Origin of the sequence: Flavobacterium sp. (assembly GCF_031422135.1) — a bacterium.
Lineage (GTDB): Bacteria > Bacteroidota > Bacteroidia > Flavobacteriales > Flavobacteriaceae > Flavobacterium.
In genome coordinates this window covers 1-19,710 of sequence record NZ_JANOQD010000111.1, presented here as the reverse complement: position 1 = coordinate 19,710, position 19,710 = coordinate 1, and the positions used below count along the sequence as shown (strand labels likewise).

The following is a 19,710-nucleotide window of genomic DNA, read 5'->3' as shown; positions in this document are numbered from 1 at the left end:
TCGTCCTAGTATATATCAATCAAAAAACGAACAATTTTGGAAACCATTCTTACCATCACCAACCTCAACAAAATTTACAATAAATATGTTCACGCTGTAAAAAACCTATCGTTAGAAATCAAAAAAGGAAATGTTTATGGAATTCTAGGTCCAAATGGCTCTGGTAAATCCACCACATTAGGAATTGTTCTTAATGTAGTGAACAAAACTTCTGGAGAATACAGCTGGTTTGGTGGTAAAATACAAACACACGAAGCCTTAAAAAAAGTTGGAGCTATTATTGAACGTCCAAACTTTTATCCATATATGACTGCCAAAGAAAACTTGGAATTGGTTTGTAAAATAAAAGGAATCAATTTCCTAAAAGTTGATGAAAAACTAGATTTAGTAGGATTAACAGAAAGAAAAGACAGTAAGTTTAGTACTTTTTCGTTAGGAATGAAACAGCGTTTGGCTATAGCTTCTGCCCTTTTGAACGATCCCGAAATATTAATTCTTGACGAACCTACAAATGGTTTAGATCCACAAGGAATCCACCAAATTCGGGATATCATAAAACTCATTGCTTCACAAGGAACTACTATTTTGTTGGCCTCCCATTTATTGGACGAAGTCGAAAAAGTATGCACCCACGTTTTGGTTTTGCGCAAAGGCGAAATGCTGTATTCCGGAAAAGTGGATGAAATGAGTAATAAGGAAGGTTTTTTTGAACTGAAATCGGAAGATATGGAGAAATTAAAATCGGTTTTAAAACTGCATAATTCAATCGAAAAAATAGTGGACGAAGATGGAAAACTGTTTGTTTATCTAAAAAGCTCTCTCGAACCATCGGATTTGAATACCTATTTATTTGAAAACAATATTTCATTACAACATTTGGTAAAACGCAAACACAGTTTAGAAGAACAATTTTTGGAATTGACAAGTCAATAGCAATTTCAATGGCAATGGCAATGGCAATATCAAAAAAATAAAAAATAAAAATCATCGAATGAAAAGATTACTCTCTATAGAATTACAAAAAATCTGGAAAAACAAAGCCAGTCGTGTGCTAACAGTTACTTACTTTGTATTGCTCTCATTTATCGCATTAATTGCATCCATCAAATTTGATATTGGTTTTTTTAAATTAGATTTAGCCGAGATGGGAATCTTTAATTTTCCTTATATATGGCATTTCAACACCTATTTCGCAGCTATTTTGAAGTTCTTTTTAGCGATTGTTATTGTTTCAATGATGGCAAATGAATATAGCTATGGCACATTAAAACAGAATCTTATTGATGGAATGAGCAAACAAGAATTTATTCTTTCTAAGTTTTTAACGGTTGTTTTATTTGCATTTTGTTCGACCGTTTTTGTTTTTATAATGAGTTTAATTTTGGGATACAGCTTCTCGTCTTACACTGAATTTGGAATCGTATTTTCTGATTTAGAGTATCTTATGGCTTTTTTCGTGAAATTAGTTGGATTTTTCTCCTTCTGCTTGTTCTTAGGTATTTTTGTAAAACGTTCCGCTTTTGCCATAGGATTTTTATTTGTTTGGAATATTGCTGAAGGAATAATTTCTGGATTATTACATTTCAAAATATTTCCAGATAACGTTATGGCTGGCAAAATAACACAGTTTTTACCTCTAGAAGCTATGTCGAGTTTAATAGTTGAACCTTTTTCAAGATTGTCTGTTGTAAAAACGATTAGTACTCAAATTGGAGTGAATGATATTAAAGATTATAGTGTTCATTTTTCATCTATAGCAATCGTTTTGGCTTGGACAGCTCTTTTTATGTTCTTATCGTATAAAATTCTAAAAAAACGAGATTTGTAGTATATTTGCAAAATATGAAATTAAGATTACAACTTCTTCTTTTGAGTTTTGCTTGTTTTTTTTCGGCAAATTCATTTGCACAATATATTCAAATTACTGATAATATTCCTGCCCAAGATTTAGTAGAAAACTATCTTGTAAATAGCAGTTGTGCTGTAGTTTCTAATTTTTCTGTTACTGGCGGAAGTTTTGGCGTACAACAAAGTTTTGGGATTTTTTCTGGCACCGGAACTGCATTTCCATTTTTATCAGGTATAGTTTTAAGTACTGGAAAAGCAGTTTCAGCAACCGGTCCAAACGATTCATTACTAAGCGAAGGAGCTACTTCTTGGTCTGGCGATAGCGATTTAGAACAAGCCTTAGGAATTTCGAGTTCCATCAATGCAACAGTTTTAGAATTTGATTTTGTCCCACTAACAAATAAGATTAGTTTTGATTATATTTTTTCATCAGAACAATATTTAACAAGCCCATCTTCAAATCAATGCAATTTTACTGATGGCTTCGCATTTTTGTTACGAGAAGCTACAAGTAGTGGAGCTTACCAAAATCTTGCATTAGTACCAGGGACAACAATTCCTGTAAAAGTAAATACGGTTAGAGGTTCTGGAGCAATTTGTCCAGCGGCAAATGAAGCTTATTTCGACGCATTTAACACCTCGAATCACCCAACAAATTTTAACGGCCAAACCATTCCAATGAAGGCCAGTGCAGATGTAGTTCCTGGTACTTTGTATCATATAAAATTAGTAATTGCAGATCAAGGAAACAATTTGTACGATTCAGCAATTTTTTTAAAAAGCGGAAGTTTTAAGAGCATAACAGATTTAGGTCAAGACCGATTGACAACCAACAATAATCCATATTGCTCAGGAGAAATGGTAACGCTTGATGCAACATTAAGTGGCACAAACAATTACCGATGGTTGAAAGATGGTGTAGAGGTAGCTAACGGAAGCAACCCAACTTATTCCATTACAGATAATACCAACCCGAATGTAATCACTTATTCGGTAGAAGTTACTTTAGGAACTACCACCTGTGTATCTGAAGGAGAAATTAAAATACAATTTGCTTCGTTACCCATTTTAGTAAATTCAACTTTAGTTCAGTGTGATGATAATGCTGATGGAATATCCGTATTTAACCTAACAAAACTAGACAACCTAATTCGTAATAACGATACTACTTTAAGAAATGTAGTCTATTATGAATCGCTAACAGGATCTGCCATTTCAAATCCTACAAGCTATCAAAACACAACTGCAAACACTCAAACTATTTATGCAAAAGTGGCTAATGCATTTCTGTGCACTAGTACTGCTATTGTAACTTTGCAAATAGCCAACAATCCTATTCCAACTCCAAACGATCTTGAAGTTTGTGACCAAGACGGAACATTTGACGGAAAAGCAGACTTTATTTTAACTATACAACTCACAGGAATACCACTTGGATTGGTAGTGGAATATTATCTTTCAGAAACAAACGCAATAAACCAACAAAATGTATTGGTAAGTCCTTACAAAAATACAATGAGTAATAACCAAACCATTTATGCGAGAATTGTAAATGGTCCCGATTGTTACGGAATAACTCCAATAAATTTAGTTGTCAACACATTTAACCCATCAGGTTTTGAAGACGAAACAAAAACGTTATGCAATGGAAACTCCATTAAATTAAATGTTTCCAATACCTTCTTAACATACAATTGGTTAGGAAACAATGATTTTGATTCTGAACTAGAAGTTGATACAGCTGGAGAATATACAATTGAAGTTACTAATGTAAAAAACTGCTCTGCAAAAAAGAAATTTATAGTTGTAGAATCAGCAGCAGCAACAAATATTGATGCTGTTACGGAAGATTTCACAGGACAAAACAATTCACTAATTATTACCTATACTGACAATGGAGGTGATTATGAATTTTCGATAGATGGAATTAATTATCAAGAAAATCCTAGCTTTACAAATCTTTCGTCAGATGAATACACTATTTATGTAAAAGACAAGAACGGATGTTTACCAACGCCATCCAAAAAAGTTTATGTACTAGATTATCCGAAATTTTTCACACCAAATGGAGATGGAATAAATGATACTTGGGAGATAAAAAACATCCAAACTAAAGGAAAATCAACTTTTACAATTTTTGATCGTTTTGGAAAACTACTCAAACAATTTGATTCAAATTCTGCTGGTTGGGATGGTAGATACAACGGACAAAACCTTCCTTCTGGCGATTATTGGTTTACTTTAACACTTTTTAACAGTAATGTCGTAAGAAATCACTTTAGTCTTAAAAGATAATTAACTAAATTTGGATTTTTATATAAACTTCCAAATGAAAACAAGAGTACTACTTTTATTTATTTTAATATCTTTCAATGGTTTTTCTCAATTTAGTAAGACACATTATATTCCACCATTATCTAATACAGATGCTTATGGAACTTTAGATCAATATTTATATATTTCAAGTCCGAGTCTAGTAAATATTAATTATAGAATTATAGCTATTGGTGGAGGTATAACTACAGGAACTGTAAGAAGAGACAATCCGCAAGCAATTTTTATAGGTAATGGCTCAGATACTCAAATACTTGCAAGCGGAGTAAAAGTAAACACCATTCTAAATAACAAAGGATACATTGTTGAAGCCGAAGATTTAGTTTATGTGACAGTAAGACTTAGTGCTGCATTAAATAATGTGGGAAATCCAAATCATGCTGGAGGACTAGTATCCAAAGGTCTTGCTGCATTGGGAACACAATTCAGAATTGGAGCTTTTATAAATACTGGAGTCGATAGTGACTCAAGACATTATACCTTCGCATCAATACTAGCAACAGAAAATAATACTGTTATTTCTTTTAGTGATTTAAAACCTGGTGTATCTTTAATAAATAATGCTGGAGCAGGAAATACACCAGCAAGCATTACTTTAAATAGTGGACAAAGTTTCATAATGGCTGTTCAAGGACCTGATTTAGAAAACAAAGATGGGCTTATTGGTGCTCTAATCTCTTCAACAAAACCAGTAGCTGTAAATTGTGGTTCTTATGGAGGTACTAATGGAGATACTGGCAATAGCTCAGATATTGGTTTTGACCAAATTGTATCTGTTGAAAGAACTGGGAAAGAATATATTTTTATAAAAGGAAATGGTGTAAATGTTATAGAAAGACCTTTAATAGTTGCACATGAAAATAATACAGAAGTGTTTCTTAACGGAAGTGCAACTCCAACAACCACATTAAATGCTGGACAATATATTGCATTAGACGGCTCTCAATTTTCAGCCTCAAATAACCTTTATGTAAAAACATCTAAAAATGTTTTTGCTTATCAAGGAATTGGAGGATCTGGTAGCCAAGCGAATCAGAATATGCATTTTTTGCCTCCATTAAGTTGCGAAACTCCTAAAGTCATAGATAATATTCCATTTATAAATCAAATTGGAGGTAATAATAGTTTTACTGGAACAGTTTGTATTGTTACAGAAACTGCTGCGGTATTAAATTTTATAATAAACGGAGTGTCTTATACATTAGCAGCATTATCAACTGCAGGGATAACTGTAAATGGTCCATTTGCTGTAACAGGGAACACTAGTTACGAAACTTATACTTTTGAAGGGTTTACAGGAAATGTATCAGTATTTTCATCAAAATCTGTATATCTTTCCTATTTCGGAACCAGTGGTGCAGCAACTTATGGTGGCTTTTATTCAGGTTTTGCTTTTAAACCCGAAATTGCTTTTAACAGGATCAACCTTACTTCAAGTAATTGTCTTGGAAACACGAAGCTAGAAGTAAACAGTTTAACTTCGTTTGATACTTTCGATTGGTATTTTGATGGTATACTACAAACAAATCCTGTACCTCCAAACGTTTATACTCCAACAATGCCAGGGTATTATAATGTAATCGCCAGTATATTAAACTGTGGTTTACCTATTGAATCTGACAAAATACCTGTAAGTATTTGTCCCACAGATATTGATGGTGATTTATCCGTTGATGATATCGATATTGATAATGATAACGACGGAATAACAAACTGTACTGAATCCTATGGAAATCAAGATTTAAACATTTCAAATTCGGCAACTGGAGTTGTTGCAGTAGGAACATACTCAAATACGTTTACTGGTACATTCTCAAATAATTTACCCCTTCCTATTATTGGGACTCCATTTATTGGAAATGCAGATGGAACTTTTGTAACGGAACTTCCAGCTGGAAAGCAATACAAAGTAGTCTATAATGTTCAATTTCCACAACCTATAAACATTGGTTTAGAATATGTTGGAGCTACTGCAAATACTAGTGATTTATTAAATTCAAATGCGGAATATATTGTAAATTGTGATGTAGATAAAACTATTACGGTTTTAAATCCTAGTAACCAACTTTTAATAGATACAAATTATGATGGTATCTACGAAAGTGGAGTTACTAAGTTTTCCTCTTTTGAAATTCGTTTTAGAATTAACGGAACCATTCCAATAGCAGCAGGTTCAGGCACTTTTAAATTTTTGTCTTACCAAACCAATAACTTTAAAATTACCCATAGAAATCTTTTAGATACAGCAGGAAACAAATCGACATTCAAACTGTATGCAATCTGTGTTCCAAAAGACACTGATACTGACGGAATTCCAGATCAAATAGATGCTGATAGTGATAATGATGGAATTTTTGATGTTATAGAAGCTCAAGCCAATGCTTCTATTGCAATTTCAAATACAGACACCAATGGTAACGGACTTGACAATGCTTTTGAAACTGGTTTTATTCCAGTCGATACTGATTTAGATTTAGTTCTTGATTATTTAGATTTAGATTCAGACAACGATGGGATTTACGACTCGAATGAAGGAATAGCAGATACTGACACGGATGGAATCAAAAACTATCGTGAATTAGATTCAGACAATGACTTGTGTAATGATGTTATTGAAGCTGGTTTCCCAGGAACACCAGATAGTAATGGTGATGGGATTTTAGGTCTGATTGCTCCACCTACCGTAAATGCTAATGGAGTTGTTACCAGTGGTTCTGGATATTTAGTTCCTAATGCCAACTACATTACCTCTGCTCCTATTGTAATTACAACACAACCAACACTGGCACCTACTTGCGAATTTCAAAATGTAACGATAACATCACTTGTTGACAATGGTGGAAATACCTACCAATGGCAAATTACAACCGATGGAATAAACTGGACTAATGTAACGAATAATGCAACCTACTCTGGAGCAACTCTCAATGCACTTACCATAACAAACGTTATAACTGCAATGAACAATTACAAATACAGAGTTTTGTTAAGTAAAGTAGGCAACTCTTGTGGATTACTTTCTGCTGATGTTCAATTGAAAATTTTAGCATTACCAATCGTAAATGATGTAACCATAATTCAGTGTGATGACGATTTAGATTTGTTGACAAGTTTTAATTTAACCCTTAAAAATGATGCCATACTAAGTCCAGTTATTGTAACAACCGAAACTTTTACTTATTACAGAACTCCTGCTGGAGCCAATGGTGCAATTGCAGCACAATTAATATCTAATTTTGATGCTTTTCCAAATACAGCTTCCCCAATGAATGTTTGGGCCAGAATAGTAAACACAGACGGTTGTTTTAGAGTAGCACAAATAACCTTAATCGCTTCGGCTTCAAACATACCTCAAACGTATAGTTTCACTCAAAATCCAGTTTGTGATGATATTTTAGATGCCAATGGTGGAAATACTGGAACTGCAGAGATAAACAAACGTGACGGAATATCCGCATTTAATTTATCAGCTGGAATAACCGCAGTTCAAAGGCAATTGCCTCCACCACTTTCTAATTATATATTCAAATATTACAGAAACGAAGCAGATGCATTGGAACAAATTGATGCTACAACAGGTATTTCTCTTGAAATTCCTACTGCACAATTGACTAATTTTAGAAATGACATACCGAATGCACAAGATGTTTGGGTACGAGTAAATAATGTTTTGGGAGCTTGTAGTGGTTTTGGACCATTTATAAAACTAAATGTAGAAAAATTACCGTTTGCAAACCCTGTAAATGAGTATAGAGAATGTGATACCGATCAAGACGGAATTTTTAATTTTAATACGCCAACATTAGAAACTTCTCTTTTAGGAAGCAATCAAACCTTTCCTGTTACAGTCACTTATTTTGATAATGCAACAAATTCTCCTTTGACCGATTCAAATGGGGTAGCTATTACGAGTCCGTTTCCAAATAGTTTTTCTACAACATCTAAAACAATAAAAGCGGTAGTTGTAAACAATACAACTCAGTTGTGTCAAGATGAAACCCTTATCAAATTTACTGTAGATAATTTACCAGAAGCATTTCCAGTGACCAATGTTATCTTAACGAAATGTGATGATGAAACTGACCCAAATGCACAAGATGGAATCTTGGAATTTAATACGTTGAATCTTGAAAGTGATGTGAAAGGCAGTCAAACTAATGTAGAAATTACCTATTTAGACAATTTAGGAAATCCTTTACTTGATAATTTAGGAAATCCAGTAGTCAGCCCCTTTCCTGCCACATTTATAACTTCTTCAACAACAATTACAGCCGTAGTAAAAAACACTGTAGTAGGAAACAATTGTCCCGTTGCTGAAAGACCCATCACATTTTTAGTGAATCCGGTTCCAAAGATTAACTTAGTTGGAGATGCATTAGTATGCACAAACAATCCAAGTTTTACAATAACATTAGATGCAGGAATTAACGATGGAACACCAACAACAAATTATACTTATATATGGAGTTTGAATGGAACACCAATAGTTCCTGCTAAAACGGGATACGAACTAACAATCTTCGAAGCAGGAATATATACTGTTCAGGTTTCAATACCGAATCCAAATCCATTAATAGCATCTTGTTCCCGAACAAGAACCATTACTGTTGTAGCTTCAAATATAGCAACTATTGAGCCTACTACTATTGTAGACTTGACAGATAACAATACAATAACTATTAATGTTTCTGGTCCAGGCGACTATGTGTATAGTTTAGATGAAGAATTTGGACCATTCCAAGAAAGCAATATTTTTACCAATGTTTCTTCAGACATTCATATTATTTACATAAAAGATTTGAATGGTTGCGGAACCGTTTCTGAGACAATAAATGTACTTGGAATACCCAAATATTTCACTCCAAATGGAGATGGATTTCACGATTATTGGAATGTAAAAGGAGTAAGTGCCACATTCAATTCAAAAACAATAATTTATATTTTTGACCGTTTTGGAAAACTAATAAAGCAAATATCTCCTTTAGATCAAGGCTGGAATGGTACTTTCAATGGAACTGCATTACCATCAACTGATTATTGGTACACGATAGAGTTTGAAGACGGACGAAACGTAAAGGGCAACTTTAGTTTAAAACGATAATAAAATTTATGAATACATTTAGCTCAACTTTTAAGTTGGGCTATTTTTTTACCAACACAAATTTTTAAATACCATTATATATTTTATGAAAAAAATTTCAATACTACTGTCAATTCTTTCTTATTTCAATGTTTTGGCACAAGAAATAAAAGTCACATCTGGTAAAATTGAAAGACTAGAAAATTTTAAATCCAAATATGTTGATGCAAGAAACATTGACATTTGGTTACCTGATGGCTATTCAAACCAAGAAAAATATGCCGTTTTATACATGCACGATGGAAAAATGCTTTTTGATGCCGAAGCCACTTGGAACAAACTGGCTTTGGAAATAGACGAAACTGCCGGAAGATTAATAAGCACTAACAAAGTCAAAAAATTCATTGTTGTTGGCATTTGGAATAATGGAGATTATCGTCATTCCGAATATTTTCCAGAAAAAATAATTTCAAACATTCCTGAAACTACTCGCAAAATTATTGTTGAAGAAAGTCTTAAAAGCAAACCTCAAGCTGATAATTATTTGAAATTTATTACATCCGAATTGAAGCCTTATATTGATAAAAACTATTCGACCAACACCCAAAAAAAAAGCACTTTTATGGCAGGAGCCAGTATGGGTGGATTAATTTCATTGTATGCCATTTGTGAATACCCAACTATATTTGGTGGTGTAGCAGGAATTTCGACACATTCGCCTATGATTAGCAAAGTAGACACTCGATTTGATGTTGATGCTGATATTGCTTCAAAATTTAGAGATTATTTGAAGACTCATTTACCCAATCCAAAAAATCATAAAATTTATATGGATTATGGAGACCAAACCATTGATGCTTTTTACAAAAATTTTCAAGCAAAAATTGATGACATTATGAAATCCAAAGGATATTCAGAAGCAAACTGGATTACCAAATTTTTTCCAGGAGAAAATCATTCGGAAGCCTCTTGGAAAAAGAGATTGGATTTTCCGTTAGTTTTTTTATTAGGAAAATAATAAAACTATAATCAGCCAAATGAAAAACCATCAACTTGCTTTGATGGTTTTTGCTATTTACACTTCGACAAGCTCAGTGTGACAAAACTAGATTTTAAATCTTTTTCTATCTGTTTCCATTAAATATATTTTTCTTAAACAAATATATTTTGGTGCTACGCAGTATAAACACTGCCATACGACAGTAACAATACGGAAACGCACACATAATATTTATGACTTGCCCTAATGTGTAAAACCACCACTTTTTATGGTGGTTTTTATATTTATACAAAAAACATCATTTTTTTTATTACGCCCATCCCCTGTATTTTAAGGTTTTTTTAACACTCCCTAAAAATAAATGTCCCTTTTCCATATATCATGTCCTTTTTCTATAAAGAGCCTGTTTGCAACTTGCCTAATTTTGGCATAACAATAACAAACAATAACTTATAACCATACAAACACAAACTACACACAACCCAACTTTTTACCTATTAGTAGTAGTTGTAGCCCTGTATTTTGTTTTAGCAATAGTATCAAACTCAAAGATTTTTAAAAACTGTACAAATAATTATTAACCAATAACAACACAACCATGAAAAAACAAAAAATACCCCAACCCACCGCTAGTTTTTTAAAATATTAAAACTAGCAAACGAGACGACACAATGGTGTACTCCGAAAAACCATAAATAGAGTAGGAAAAATAAAAAATTATATTATGAAAATTTTTAAATTAAAATATGTAGCACTTATGCTTATTGTTGCCACACAATGGTCGTGTGCAGTTGAAGATAGTGTTAAAGAAGCCGACAAAGCTGCAGCAGCAACAAGTAATTTTGTTATAGAACCAACAATGAATTACTTTATTAATGGTACTCTTACTTACGATTATGATGCGGTTAAAGTAGCAGCTAAAGATGCTTGGAACATACATTTTGATGGTTCTACAAATAAGGTTGTCATTTCTACGACTCCTGATGAATTTGAAAAGTATATAAAATCAAATGGAGAATTGGAGAAAGCCTTAGCTGACAACGATAGAGCTGCAGCTGAAAATGAGATATTGGAGAGACAGAATAGTTTATTAAGATTTACTGTTCCTCCGGGTGCTCCTGCTAGCTTCATTCCTGCATTTGCTGACATTAGTGTTATAGGTTTTAATTTCCGCAAAATTATTGCAGGTGGTGCTGAGCTTTCAGAGTCAGGTATTTTTAGTGCTTCAAGTGATTCAGACATAAGTACTAAAACAATCAAACAGTATTCTATAAATGAAAGTACTGGAGCGGTACTTATAGATGCAGCTCAAAATAATAATTATAATTTAGCTTCTATTTTACTTAGTGATGTAGGTAATGTATATGGTTTTGCTTTTTATATGAATAATGAAAGCAAAGTCAACACATTAACTAAGACGTTTTATGAAGGAATAAATTATACTGGCCTCTCGACTACTTTTACATGTGCGAAAAATTCTAATTCTAACTTAACATCTTTAAGAAAACCTGCGGGAATTAAATCTTATAAATAAATATACTATGAAAACATTAAAAACAATTTTCGTTTGTGCAATACTGCTATTTACCAGTGTAAATATCCATGCAAGTAATAAAGTTGATGACATGGCTCTCAAAATGACAAATTCACCTGAAGTTATTCAATTAATCAAGAATAAAATGGTTTTGACAATAATTCAAGGTATTGATTTTGTTGATCAAACTCCTGAGAGTATATTAAATGAAATAAAAAAAAGGGAGATAAACAATTTTTATTTAGCCTCCAAAGTTAAAAATAGTTTTCCAGATTTCGAGTATTTAAATATAAATGAACAAACTGAAATTATGAATAAAATTTTATATTCTCCAAATTTAGGTGAATGGTGGGACTGTGCAAATAAAAAACTAGCACTATTTGGGTCTGCAATGCTCGGCGTTGCTGTTTCAGCTGGTGCACTATCGTTTTTTAAAAAATGTGTTCTGTCAGTTATTTTTTCTGACCTTATCGCTGCTATTGTGGATCCCGCATTAATAGCCACTGAAGCTGAAGCGGCGACACCTGAAGTTAGATTTTGCAAATTTTTGGCAGTACGTACTACTCAGTTTGAGGGTGCTTTACTTATAATACTTTTAACTGCAGTTGGAACTGAATGTTAATTTTACATAGTTAAACTTAATAAATATTTGTAACGCCTTTAACCCGATAGCGCAGATTTGCAATCCGTGCCAATAAAGTAAAGGAAACAAAATAGTAAGCTTATATGGCACTCGCTCACAGCGAGTGTCATTTTGCATCAAATAAATACCGTAATATTGTCATAAAAAATGTACTTTTAAAATTATTTAAAATGAAATGAGATTTAAATTCCTTTTTTTATTTCTGTTTTTAAAAACCGCTTTTTTATTCTCCCAAACAGAGTATGAAGAAAGTGTAGATAGTTTGCAAGTATTAATTAACAACGAAAAAAAAGAAGTAAACACCATAAAACATTACAAAGCACTTTGTGAAATTTATAAAAAATATGATGTTTTAAAATTTAATATGTTTAATGAACAACTAAGTCAAATAGTTAAAAAAACCAAACAAACAAAAGAATTAGGTTTTTACTACAGTAATAAAGCTGAAATATTTTCAACAAATAATAACTTCAGTCAGGCACTTGTGCATATAGCAAAAGCAAATGATCTTTTTTATAAATATAAAGATTGGGATAATTATATCTTAAGCAGTTGTAAACTTGCAATTTATCTAAGTATAAATGAAAAAAATGCTAATGCTAAAAAATTATTACGCAATACTTTAAATTTAGCAATAACAAGAAAGAGTAGGAATATTGCTTATGTATATTTAAGTTTATCTTATTGTTATAACAGCAATAGTAATTACGTAGAAGCTTTACAATTTGCCAAAAAGTCGTTGTTATTTGAGAAAAACAATAAAAGAATTATACAAACATATGGTCTTATTTCTCAAATACACAATTCTCTTGGAAATTACAAGAAGGCTTTAGAGTATAATAGTTTAGTAACAGAAAGTGCATTAATAACTAATCAAAAACTTTTTTTTCATAATGCTACAAATGCCAAATCAATAATTTTATTTGATACGCAACAGTATAAAGAAGCACTTAAAATTACTATTGACAATTTGAGATATTACAAAGACAATAATTATATTCATAATTACTATGCTTGTTTGTATTATATTTCAAGGTGCTATTATAAATTAAAAAAATACGATTTAGCAGAATTTTATATCGATGAACGAATAAAAATAGGCTTTAATAGAAGGAATGTAGAAATTGATTGTAAAGCTGTAAAGGCACAAATTTATCTAGCCATTAATGATTTAAAAACTGCTGAAAAATATATAGATTATTCTCTGAGTTTATTAAAAGAAGATGATTTTTACGAAATGAAACTTGGAGTTTATAAAATTAAAGAAGAACTAGAAGAAAAACAAAACAATTACAAAGAAGCGTTTTATTTCAGCAAAAAAATAGCTGCTATAAAAGATGCGAACACTGCCAACTTTAACAAAAATAAAATACAGCAACTACAAGTAGATCTGGATGTTACTGAAAAAAATAATCGAATAAAAAACTTACAAATTACTCAGTTGCAAAAACAAACAGAAATTACTACGAAAAACAAATACCTAATCTATTTTTTTTGTGCCCTGCTGGTTTGTGTTTTTGGACTTATTCTCTTTTTATACACGTTCAATATAATCAAAATTAAAAACAGCATTATTGAATCGAAAAACTTAAAACTCGAAGAAAAAAGTAATAAAATACAAAAATCATTACAGGAAAAAGAAACCCTACTCAAAGAGATTCATCACCGTGTCAAAAACAATTTACAACTCGTCATGAGCTTACTTAACATTCAAGCACAAAAAACAAACCAAAACGTAGCTGGTTTTCTGGCAGTGAGTAAATCAAGAATCTTGTCAATGGCACTCATACACGAGAATTTATACCAGTCAGAAAATCTCAATGAAGTGAATTTTAAAGAATACACCGAGAATTTAACCCAAACTATTTTAAACGCTTTCGAAACGCAAAATACAACCATTGCATTGCAAATTGAAATGGACGAAGTGCATTTTGACATTCAAACTGCTATTCCCTTAGGACTTATCATAAATGAACTGATTAACAATGCCTACAAGCACGCTTTTGTAAACCAACCAACGGGAATTATCACATTAAAACTAACACAAAAAGAAACCAATTATGAACTCCTAATTAGCGATGATGGTGTAGGAATACCAAAAAAAGAGGCGTCAAAAAAAACATTAGGATTAAAACTAGTGGAAGAACTTGTTTTTCAAATAGATGGCAAACTAAGTATTCAAAATAATAATGGAATGCACTATTTGATAACCTTTCAAAATAATAAATTAATAACCAGCTATGAATAAGAAAATACTTGTGGTAGAAGACGAATCGCTTATTGCACTTGACATTAAATTTATTCTCGAAAAAGAGGGTTACGAAGTGATTACCAATATAAAAACAGTAGAAACTGCCATTGTGTGCATTGAAGAAAATAACCCTGCACTGGTGCTTATTGACATTAACTTAAATCAAAATAAAGATGGTGTAGATCTGGGTAGTTATTTGCTGGCAAAAGATACCATTCCTTATATTTATATTACGTCCTATTCTAATAAAGTGGTACTCGATAGAGTTAACGATACCAGACCACACGGGTATATAGTCAAACCTTTTCGGTCTGAAAATTTAATAACCACAATATCAGTGGTGCTTAATAATTATAAGCATAAAAACATAGATACCTTACGGACTGAAAATCCAACCCAAGAAGTTGTACCTAGCAAAGTAAGAAGTATTGTAGAATACATTAATGCCAACATTGATAAAAAACTGGAAGTAGAACAATTGTTAGCAGTCACTTCTTGGACAAAACGACACTTAACGCGAATTTTTATGCAATATTTAAAAACATCTCCTTACCAATATATCTTGAATAGAAAAATTGAAAAAGCCTGTAGCTTACTAAAAGAAACCGATATTCCTATAAATGAAATTGCTTTTGACTTGGGATTTCAAAATTATAGTTGCTTTTGTACCGCTTTCAAAAAAATAAATGAAGATAGCCCAGAAAATTACCGCAAAAAAAATTATGTAGCTTAGCTTTTGAATAAAAACAAAAAAACTCCAGAGTTCTCTAGAGTTTTTTTTACAAACCGTTATATGAATTAGATCTAAATCTTTTTCTATCCGTTTCTGTCAAATATATTTTTCTTAAACGAATATATTTTGGTGTAAACCTGCTACATTATCATTGAATGTTAAGTTTTCCCAAGTTTTTGAATGACCAACGTTACAAATGTTGATGCTGGTAATCAGTAGTAATTTTGATAATCTCATTGGTTGCGTTTTTGTTCGCATTATGTTTATTATAAAGTACCAACGTAATAATCTGTAAAATATTTTCTGAAAATAAAATTTATCAGTATTCATGAGCTATTTTGTCTTTTCTACGCAGGGGAAAACCCAGCTTTGGGATGATTGATAAGATTTCTAGTTTATCTACATCCTAATATTGGTATAATGGTAAAAATACAATGGTTCTAATACTAAAAGAACCTTAAAAAATAAAAAAGACATTTTTTTATTTTTTTATTATAAACTGCAACGCTTTGTATTTTGACGTTTCCCCAACACACCCTAAAAATAAATATTCCTTTTCCATATAGCATATCTTTTTTGTATTGACATTTTTTTATGATCCAGCAGTGCGAAGAGTAAATAAACTTAGAACGTCCCTGCGAAGTTTCAGACTTCTCAGCTACAAACAAAGTATAACAACAAATTGACAAATCTCTAATTAATCAATTGGTCTTCAATACTTTGTCAGTTTGGTTGTTTTAAAATTACGAATAATTTATTATGCAAATCTAAAGGCGCGGATATGACAAAATATTCTCACGAACGATAACGCATAATTGCATACTGTGCCCAAAAGTTGAGCGGGCAATACAAGTAAAAAAAGCTATATAAAAATACGGTGTGGTTATATTATATCTATAATAATTGTGTTAGATTTGTTTGGTATCTTTTTGGAAAGGGTACAGAATGCAATTTTGCGCTAACAGTCAATACTAGATGATTTCTGTGCAATCGGGTTTTGAGTTAAAACAGGACTATATAGTTAACGTGAGTTCGATTAAGAAATTATTACGTAAGAAGCCTGTTGTTAACAAAATCCATTTTATGTATCTTACATATCCAGATTGGCTTATACATTGTTTTTTTGACTAGCTTACACCATCATATTTTAAAAACATGCAACAACCACAATACGTTTATCAGATTCAGCTATTAAACGAGCAAACCCTAAAATCGATCAATCAATATTTAACAAATGCACCTTACATTGATGGCAAAACTACCGCTACCGATGCCGCAAAGCTGGTTAAAAATAATTTGCAGATTGACCTAAACGACCGAACCATCTTACCACAACTTTATCAATTGATTGGCAATGCACTCAACGCAGAACCTAAGTTCAACAACCTGCTTTATGCTGCGCGTGTTTACCCGTTTCTCTTCAGTAAATGTCTGGAAGGAATGAGCTACGGTTGGCATGTCGATAGCCCATTGATGGGTGGAAACCCAACCATTCGTACCGATTTAGCGATGACCATCTTTTTGAGCGATCCATCAACCTATCAAGGCGGTGAATTAGTAATTCAAACTGATGGCGGAGAAGTTGCTTATAAACCCGAAGCCGGAACAGCCGTAATTTATCCCTGCCAATACGTACATTGTGTTAATGAAGTAACTTCGGGTGTTCGTTCTGTTGCCGTAACCTGGATTCAATGCTCGGTGCGCTCGGCTGAACACCGAAAAATTCTGGGCGATTTGAAACACTTGCATGAAACCCTTGCAGCCAGTGATCCTATTGGAGAACAAACACAGTTGGTGTTACAAACCTGGAGTAACCTGATAAGGATGTGGGCTGAGATGGTATAGGAAAACATTATTTATTGAATGTAAAACCCGATCTCGGGGATATGACAAAACATTCTCGCGAACGATAACGCAAAATTGCATACTGTGATTACTATGATATGACCAAATAAATATTCATACAAATTTAATTTATTTTTTGCGAATAAATTAATAACTTTATGTAGATTAAAACAAAAAAACTCCAGATTTCTCTGGAGTTTTTTTGGTATAAACCGTTATATGAATTAGATCTTAAATCTTTTTCTATCCGTTTCTGTTAAATATATTTTTCTTAAACGAATAGATTTTGGTGTAACCTCAACATATTCATCTTTTTGAATGTATTCTAAAGCTTCCTCAAGTGAGAAAATAATAGGTGGAATAATTCTTGCTTTTTCATCATTTCCAGAAGAACGAACGTTTGATTGTTTTTTCTCTTTTGTTACGTTTACACACATATCGTCACCACGAGAGTTTTCTCCAATTACTTGACCTTCGTAAATTTCAGCATTTGGTTCCACAAAAAACTTACCACGATCTTGCAATTTATCGATAGAATAAGGAATCGCTTTTCCTTTTTCCATAGAAATTAATGAACCTTTGTTACGTCCAGAAATTTCACCTTTGTAAGGCTCATATCCTATAAAGCGGTGTGCCATAATAGCCTCACCAGCAGTAGCAGTAAGTAATTGGTTACGCAATCCAATAATTCCACGTGATGGAATGTTGAATTTTATAATCATACGTTCCCCTTTGGTTTCCATACTCAACATTTCACCTTTACGTAAAGTAACAAACTCTACAGCTCTTCCTGAAAGTGATTCTGGTAAATCGATAGTTAACTCTTCAATTGGCTCACATTTTTTACCATCAATTTCTTTGATGATAACTTGTGGTTGACCAATTTGTAACTCATACCCTTCTCTTCTCATGGTTTCTATAAGAACAGATAAGTGAAGTACTCCACGACCAAAAACCATATATTTATCAGCAGAATCAGTTTCACCTAACTTCATTGCTAAGTTTTTCTCTAATTCTTTTGTCAAACGATCTCTAATATGACGAGAAGTTACAAATTTTCCTTCTTTACCAAAGAAAGGTGAATCGTTGATAGTAAACAACATACTCATTGTAGGCTCATCGATAGAAATGGTTTGCAACGCTTCTGGGTTTTCATGATCGGCAATGGTATCACCAATTTCAAAACCTTCTACTCCAACAATCGCACAAATATCTCCAGCAATTACTTCCTGTACTTTTTTACGTCCAAGACCTTCAAAAGTATGTAATTCTTTAATTCTAGATTTCATTATTGTACCATCTCTTTTACACAAAGAAATTGGTATTCCTTCTTTTAAAACTCCTCTTTCTAATCTACCAATCGCGATACGACCTGTAAATGCTGAGAAATCTAAAGAGGTTATCAACATTTGTGGTGTTCCCTCAGATACTTTAGGAGCTGGTACATTGGCAATAACCATATCTAATAATGCTTCCACATTATCCGTTACGTTTTCCCAGTGGTCAGACATCCAGTTATTTTTAGCCGAACCATAAACGGTTGGAAAATCCAACTGCCATTCTTCAGCACCTAATTCGAACATTAAATCGAAAACTTTTTCGTGCACTTCTTCAGGAGTACAGTTTTCTTTATCTACTTTATTAATCACTACACAAGGTTTTAGACCTAAATCTAAAGCTTTTTGCAATACAAAACGAGTTTGTGGCATTGGTCCTTCAAAAGCATCTACAAGTAGACAAACTCCGTCAGCCATATTCAATACACGCTCTACTTCACCACCAAAATCGGCGTGACCAGGCGTATCAATAATATTAATTTTTGTACCTTTATATGTAACCGAAACGTTTTTAGAAGTAATTGTAATTCCTCTTTCGCGTTCTAGGTCATTGTTGTCAAGAATTAAATCGCCAGTATTTTCGTTATCACGAAATAATTGACAATGGTACATAATTTTATCAACCAATGTAGTTTTACCGTGATCGACGTGAGCAATAATTGCAATGTTTCTAATAGATTCCATCTGTGTTTTTTTGTGGGTGCAAAAGTACATAAAAAAATACATAAATCATAGTAATGTTTTAGGTCTTTAATTTTCAAGTGAATAAGTTAACGTTTTGGATACATTTGCTAGTTAAAAACAAAAAAAGCAACAACCGTGAGGATGCCACTTTGAATGTTTTAGCTCACTATTTTTTATTGTTTTTTTGGTGTTCGTGAAACATTTAAGGGAAGCCAATAAAAAAAGGCGAGTCTCCCCGCCTTAAATGTTTTAGCTCACTATTTTTTATTGTTTTTTTGGCGTTCGTGAAACATTTAAGGGAAGTCAATAAAAAAAGGCGAGTCTCCCCGCCTTAAATGTTTTAGCTCACTATTTTTTATTGTTTTTTTGGTGTTCGTGAAACATTTAAGGGAAGTCAATAAAAAAAGGCGAGTCTCCCCGC

At 32.5% G+C, this 19,710-nt stretch carries 11 protein-coding genes; 10 read left to right on the top strand and 1 reads right to left on the bottom strand.

All coding sequences use genetic code 11. The features are described from left to right. The first annotated feature begins 36 nt into the window (after positions 1–36). The 10 genes from RMO70_RS14100 to RMO70_RS14055 all read left to right on the top strand — a co-directional run bounded on the left by RMO70_RS14100 (position 37) and on the right by RMO70_RS14055 (position 17,268). Entirely contained in the window at positions 37–933 is an 897-nt protein-coding gene (locus RMO70_RS14100; RefSeq protein ID WP_310557080.1) for an ABC transporter ATP-binding protein, read from the top strand. 58 nt (positions 934–991) lie between these two features. Beyond that, positions 992–1,828, top strand: coding sequence for an ABC transporter permease (locus tag RMO70_RS14095; protein WP_310557079.1), 837 nt, complete (start codon positions 992–994; stop codon positions 1,826–1,828). Between the two features lie 14 nt (positions 1,829–1,842). Further along, positions 1,843–4,143: a choice-of-anchor L domain-containing protein gene (locus RMO70_RS14090; protein WP_310557078.1), complete on the top strand. Its 2,301-nt coding sequence runs from the start codon at positions 1,843–1,845 to the stop codon at positions 4,141–4,143. Between the two features lie 34 nt (positions 4,144–4,177). Beyond that, complete coding sequence (locus tag RMO70_RS14085; protein ID WP_310557077.1) at positions 4,178–9,283, top strand: T9SS type B sorting domain-containing protein; 5,106 nt, start codon at positions 4,178–4,180, stop codon at positions 9,281–9,283. Positions 9,284–9,368: 85 nt separating this feature from the next. Beyond that, a complete protein-coding gene (locus RMO70_RS14080) occupies positions 9,369–10,280 on the top strand; it encodes an alpha/beta hydrolase-fold protein (RefSeq protein ID WP_310557076.1) in 912 nt (303 codons plus the stop codon). A gap of 739 nt (positions 10,281–11,019) precedes the next feature. After that, positions 11,020–11,796, top strand: coding sequence for a hypothetical protein (locus RMO70_RS14075; RefSeq protein WP_310557075.1), 777 nt, complete (start codon positions 11,020–11,022; stop codon positions 11,794–11,796). Between the two features lie 7 nt (positions 11,797–11,803). After that, a complete protein-coding gene (locus tag RMO70_RS14070; protein WP_310557074.1) occupies positions 11,804–12,418 on the top strand; it encodes a hypothetical protein in 615 nt (204 codons plus the stop codon). Between the two features lie 196 nt (positions 12,419–12,614). Next, positions 12,615–14,687 carry a sensor histidine kinase gene (locus RMO70_RS14065; RefSeq protein ID WP_310557073.1) on the top strand — a complete coding sequence of 691 codons (2,073 nt, stop codon included), beginning with the start codon at positions 12,615–12,617 and terminating at the stop codon, positions 14,685–14,687. After that, positions 14,680–15,423: a response regulator transcription factor gene (locus tag RMO70_RS14060; RefSeq protein ID WP_310557072.1), complete on the top strand. Its 744-nt coding sequence runs from the start codon at positions 14,680–14,682 to the stop codon at positions 15,421–15,423. Before RMO70_RS14065 ends, RMO70_RS14060 begins: the two co-directional genes overlap by 8 nt. Before the next feature lie 1,155 nt (positions 15,424–16,578). After that, positions 16,579–17,268, top strand: coding sequence for a Fe2+-dependent dioxygenase (locus RMO70_RS14055; protein WP_310557071.1), 690 nt, complete (start codon positions 16,579–16,581; stop codon positions 17,266–17,268). Between the two features lie 224 nt (positions 17,269–17,492). On the opposite strand, the gene typA is transcribed toward RMO70_RS14055, so the two are convergent. Continuing rightward, a complete protein-coding gene (gene typA / locus RMO70_RS14050; protein WP_310557070.1) occupies positions 17,493–19,289 on the bottom strand; it encodes a translational GTPase TypA in 1,797 nt (598 codons plus the stop codon). Positions 19,290–19,710: the final 421 nt, after the last annotated feature.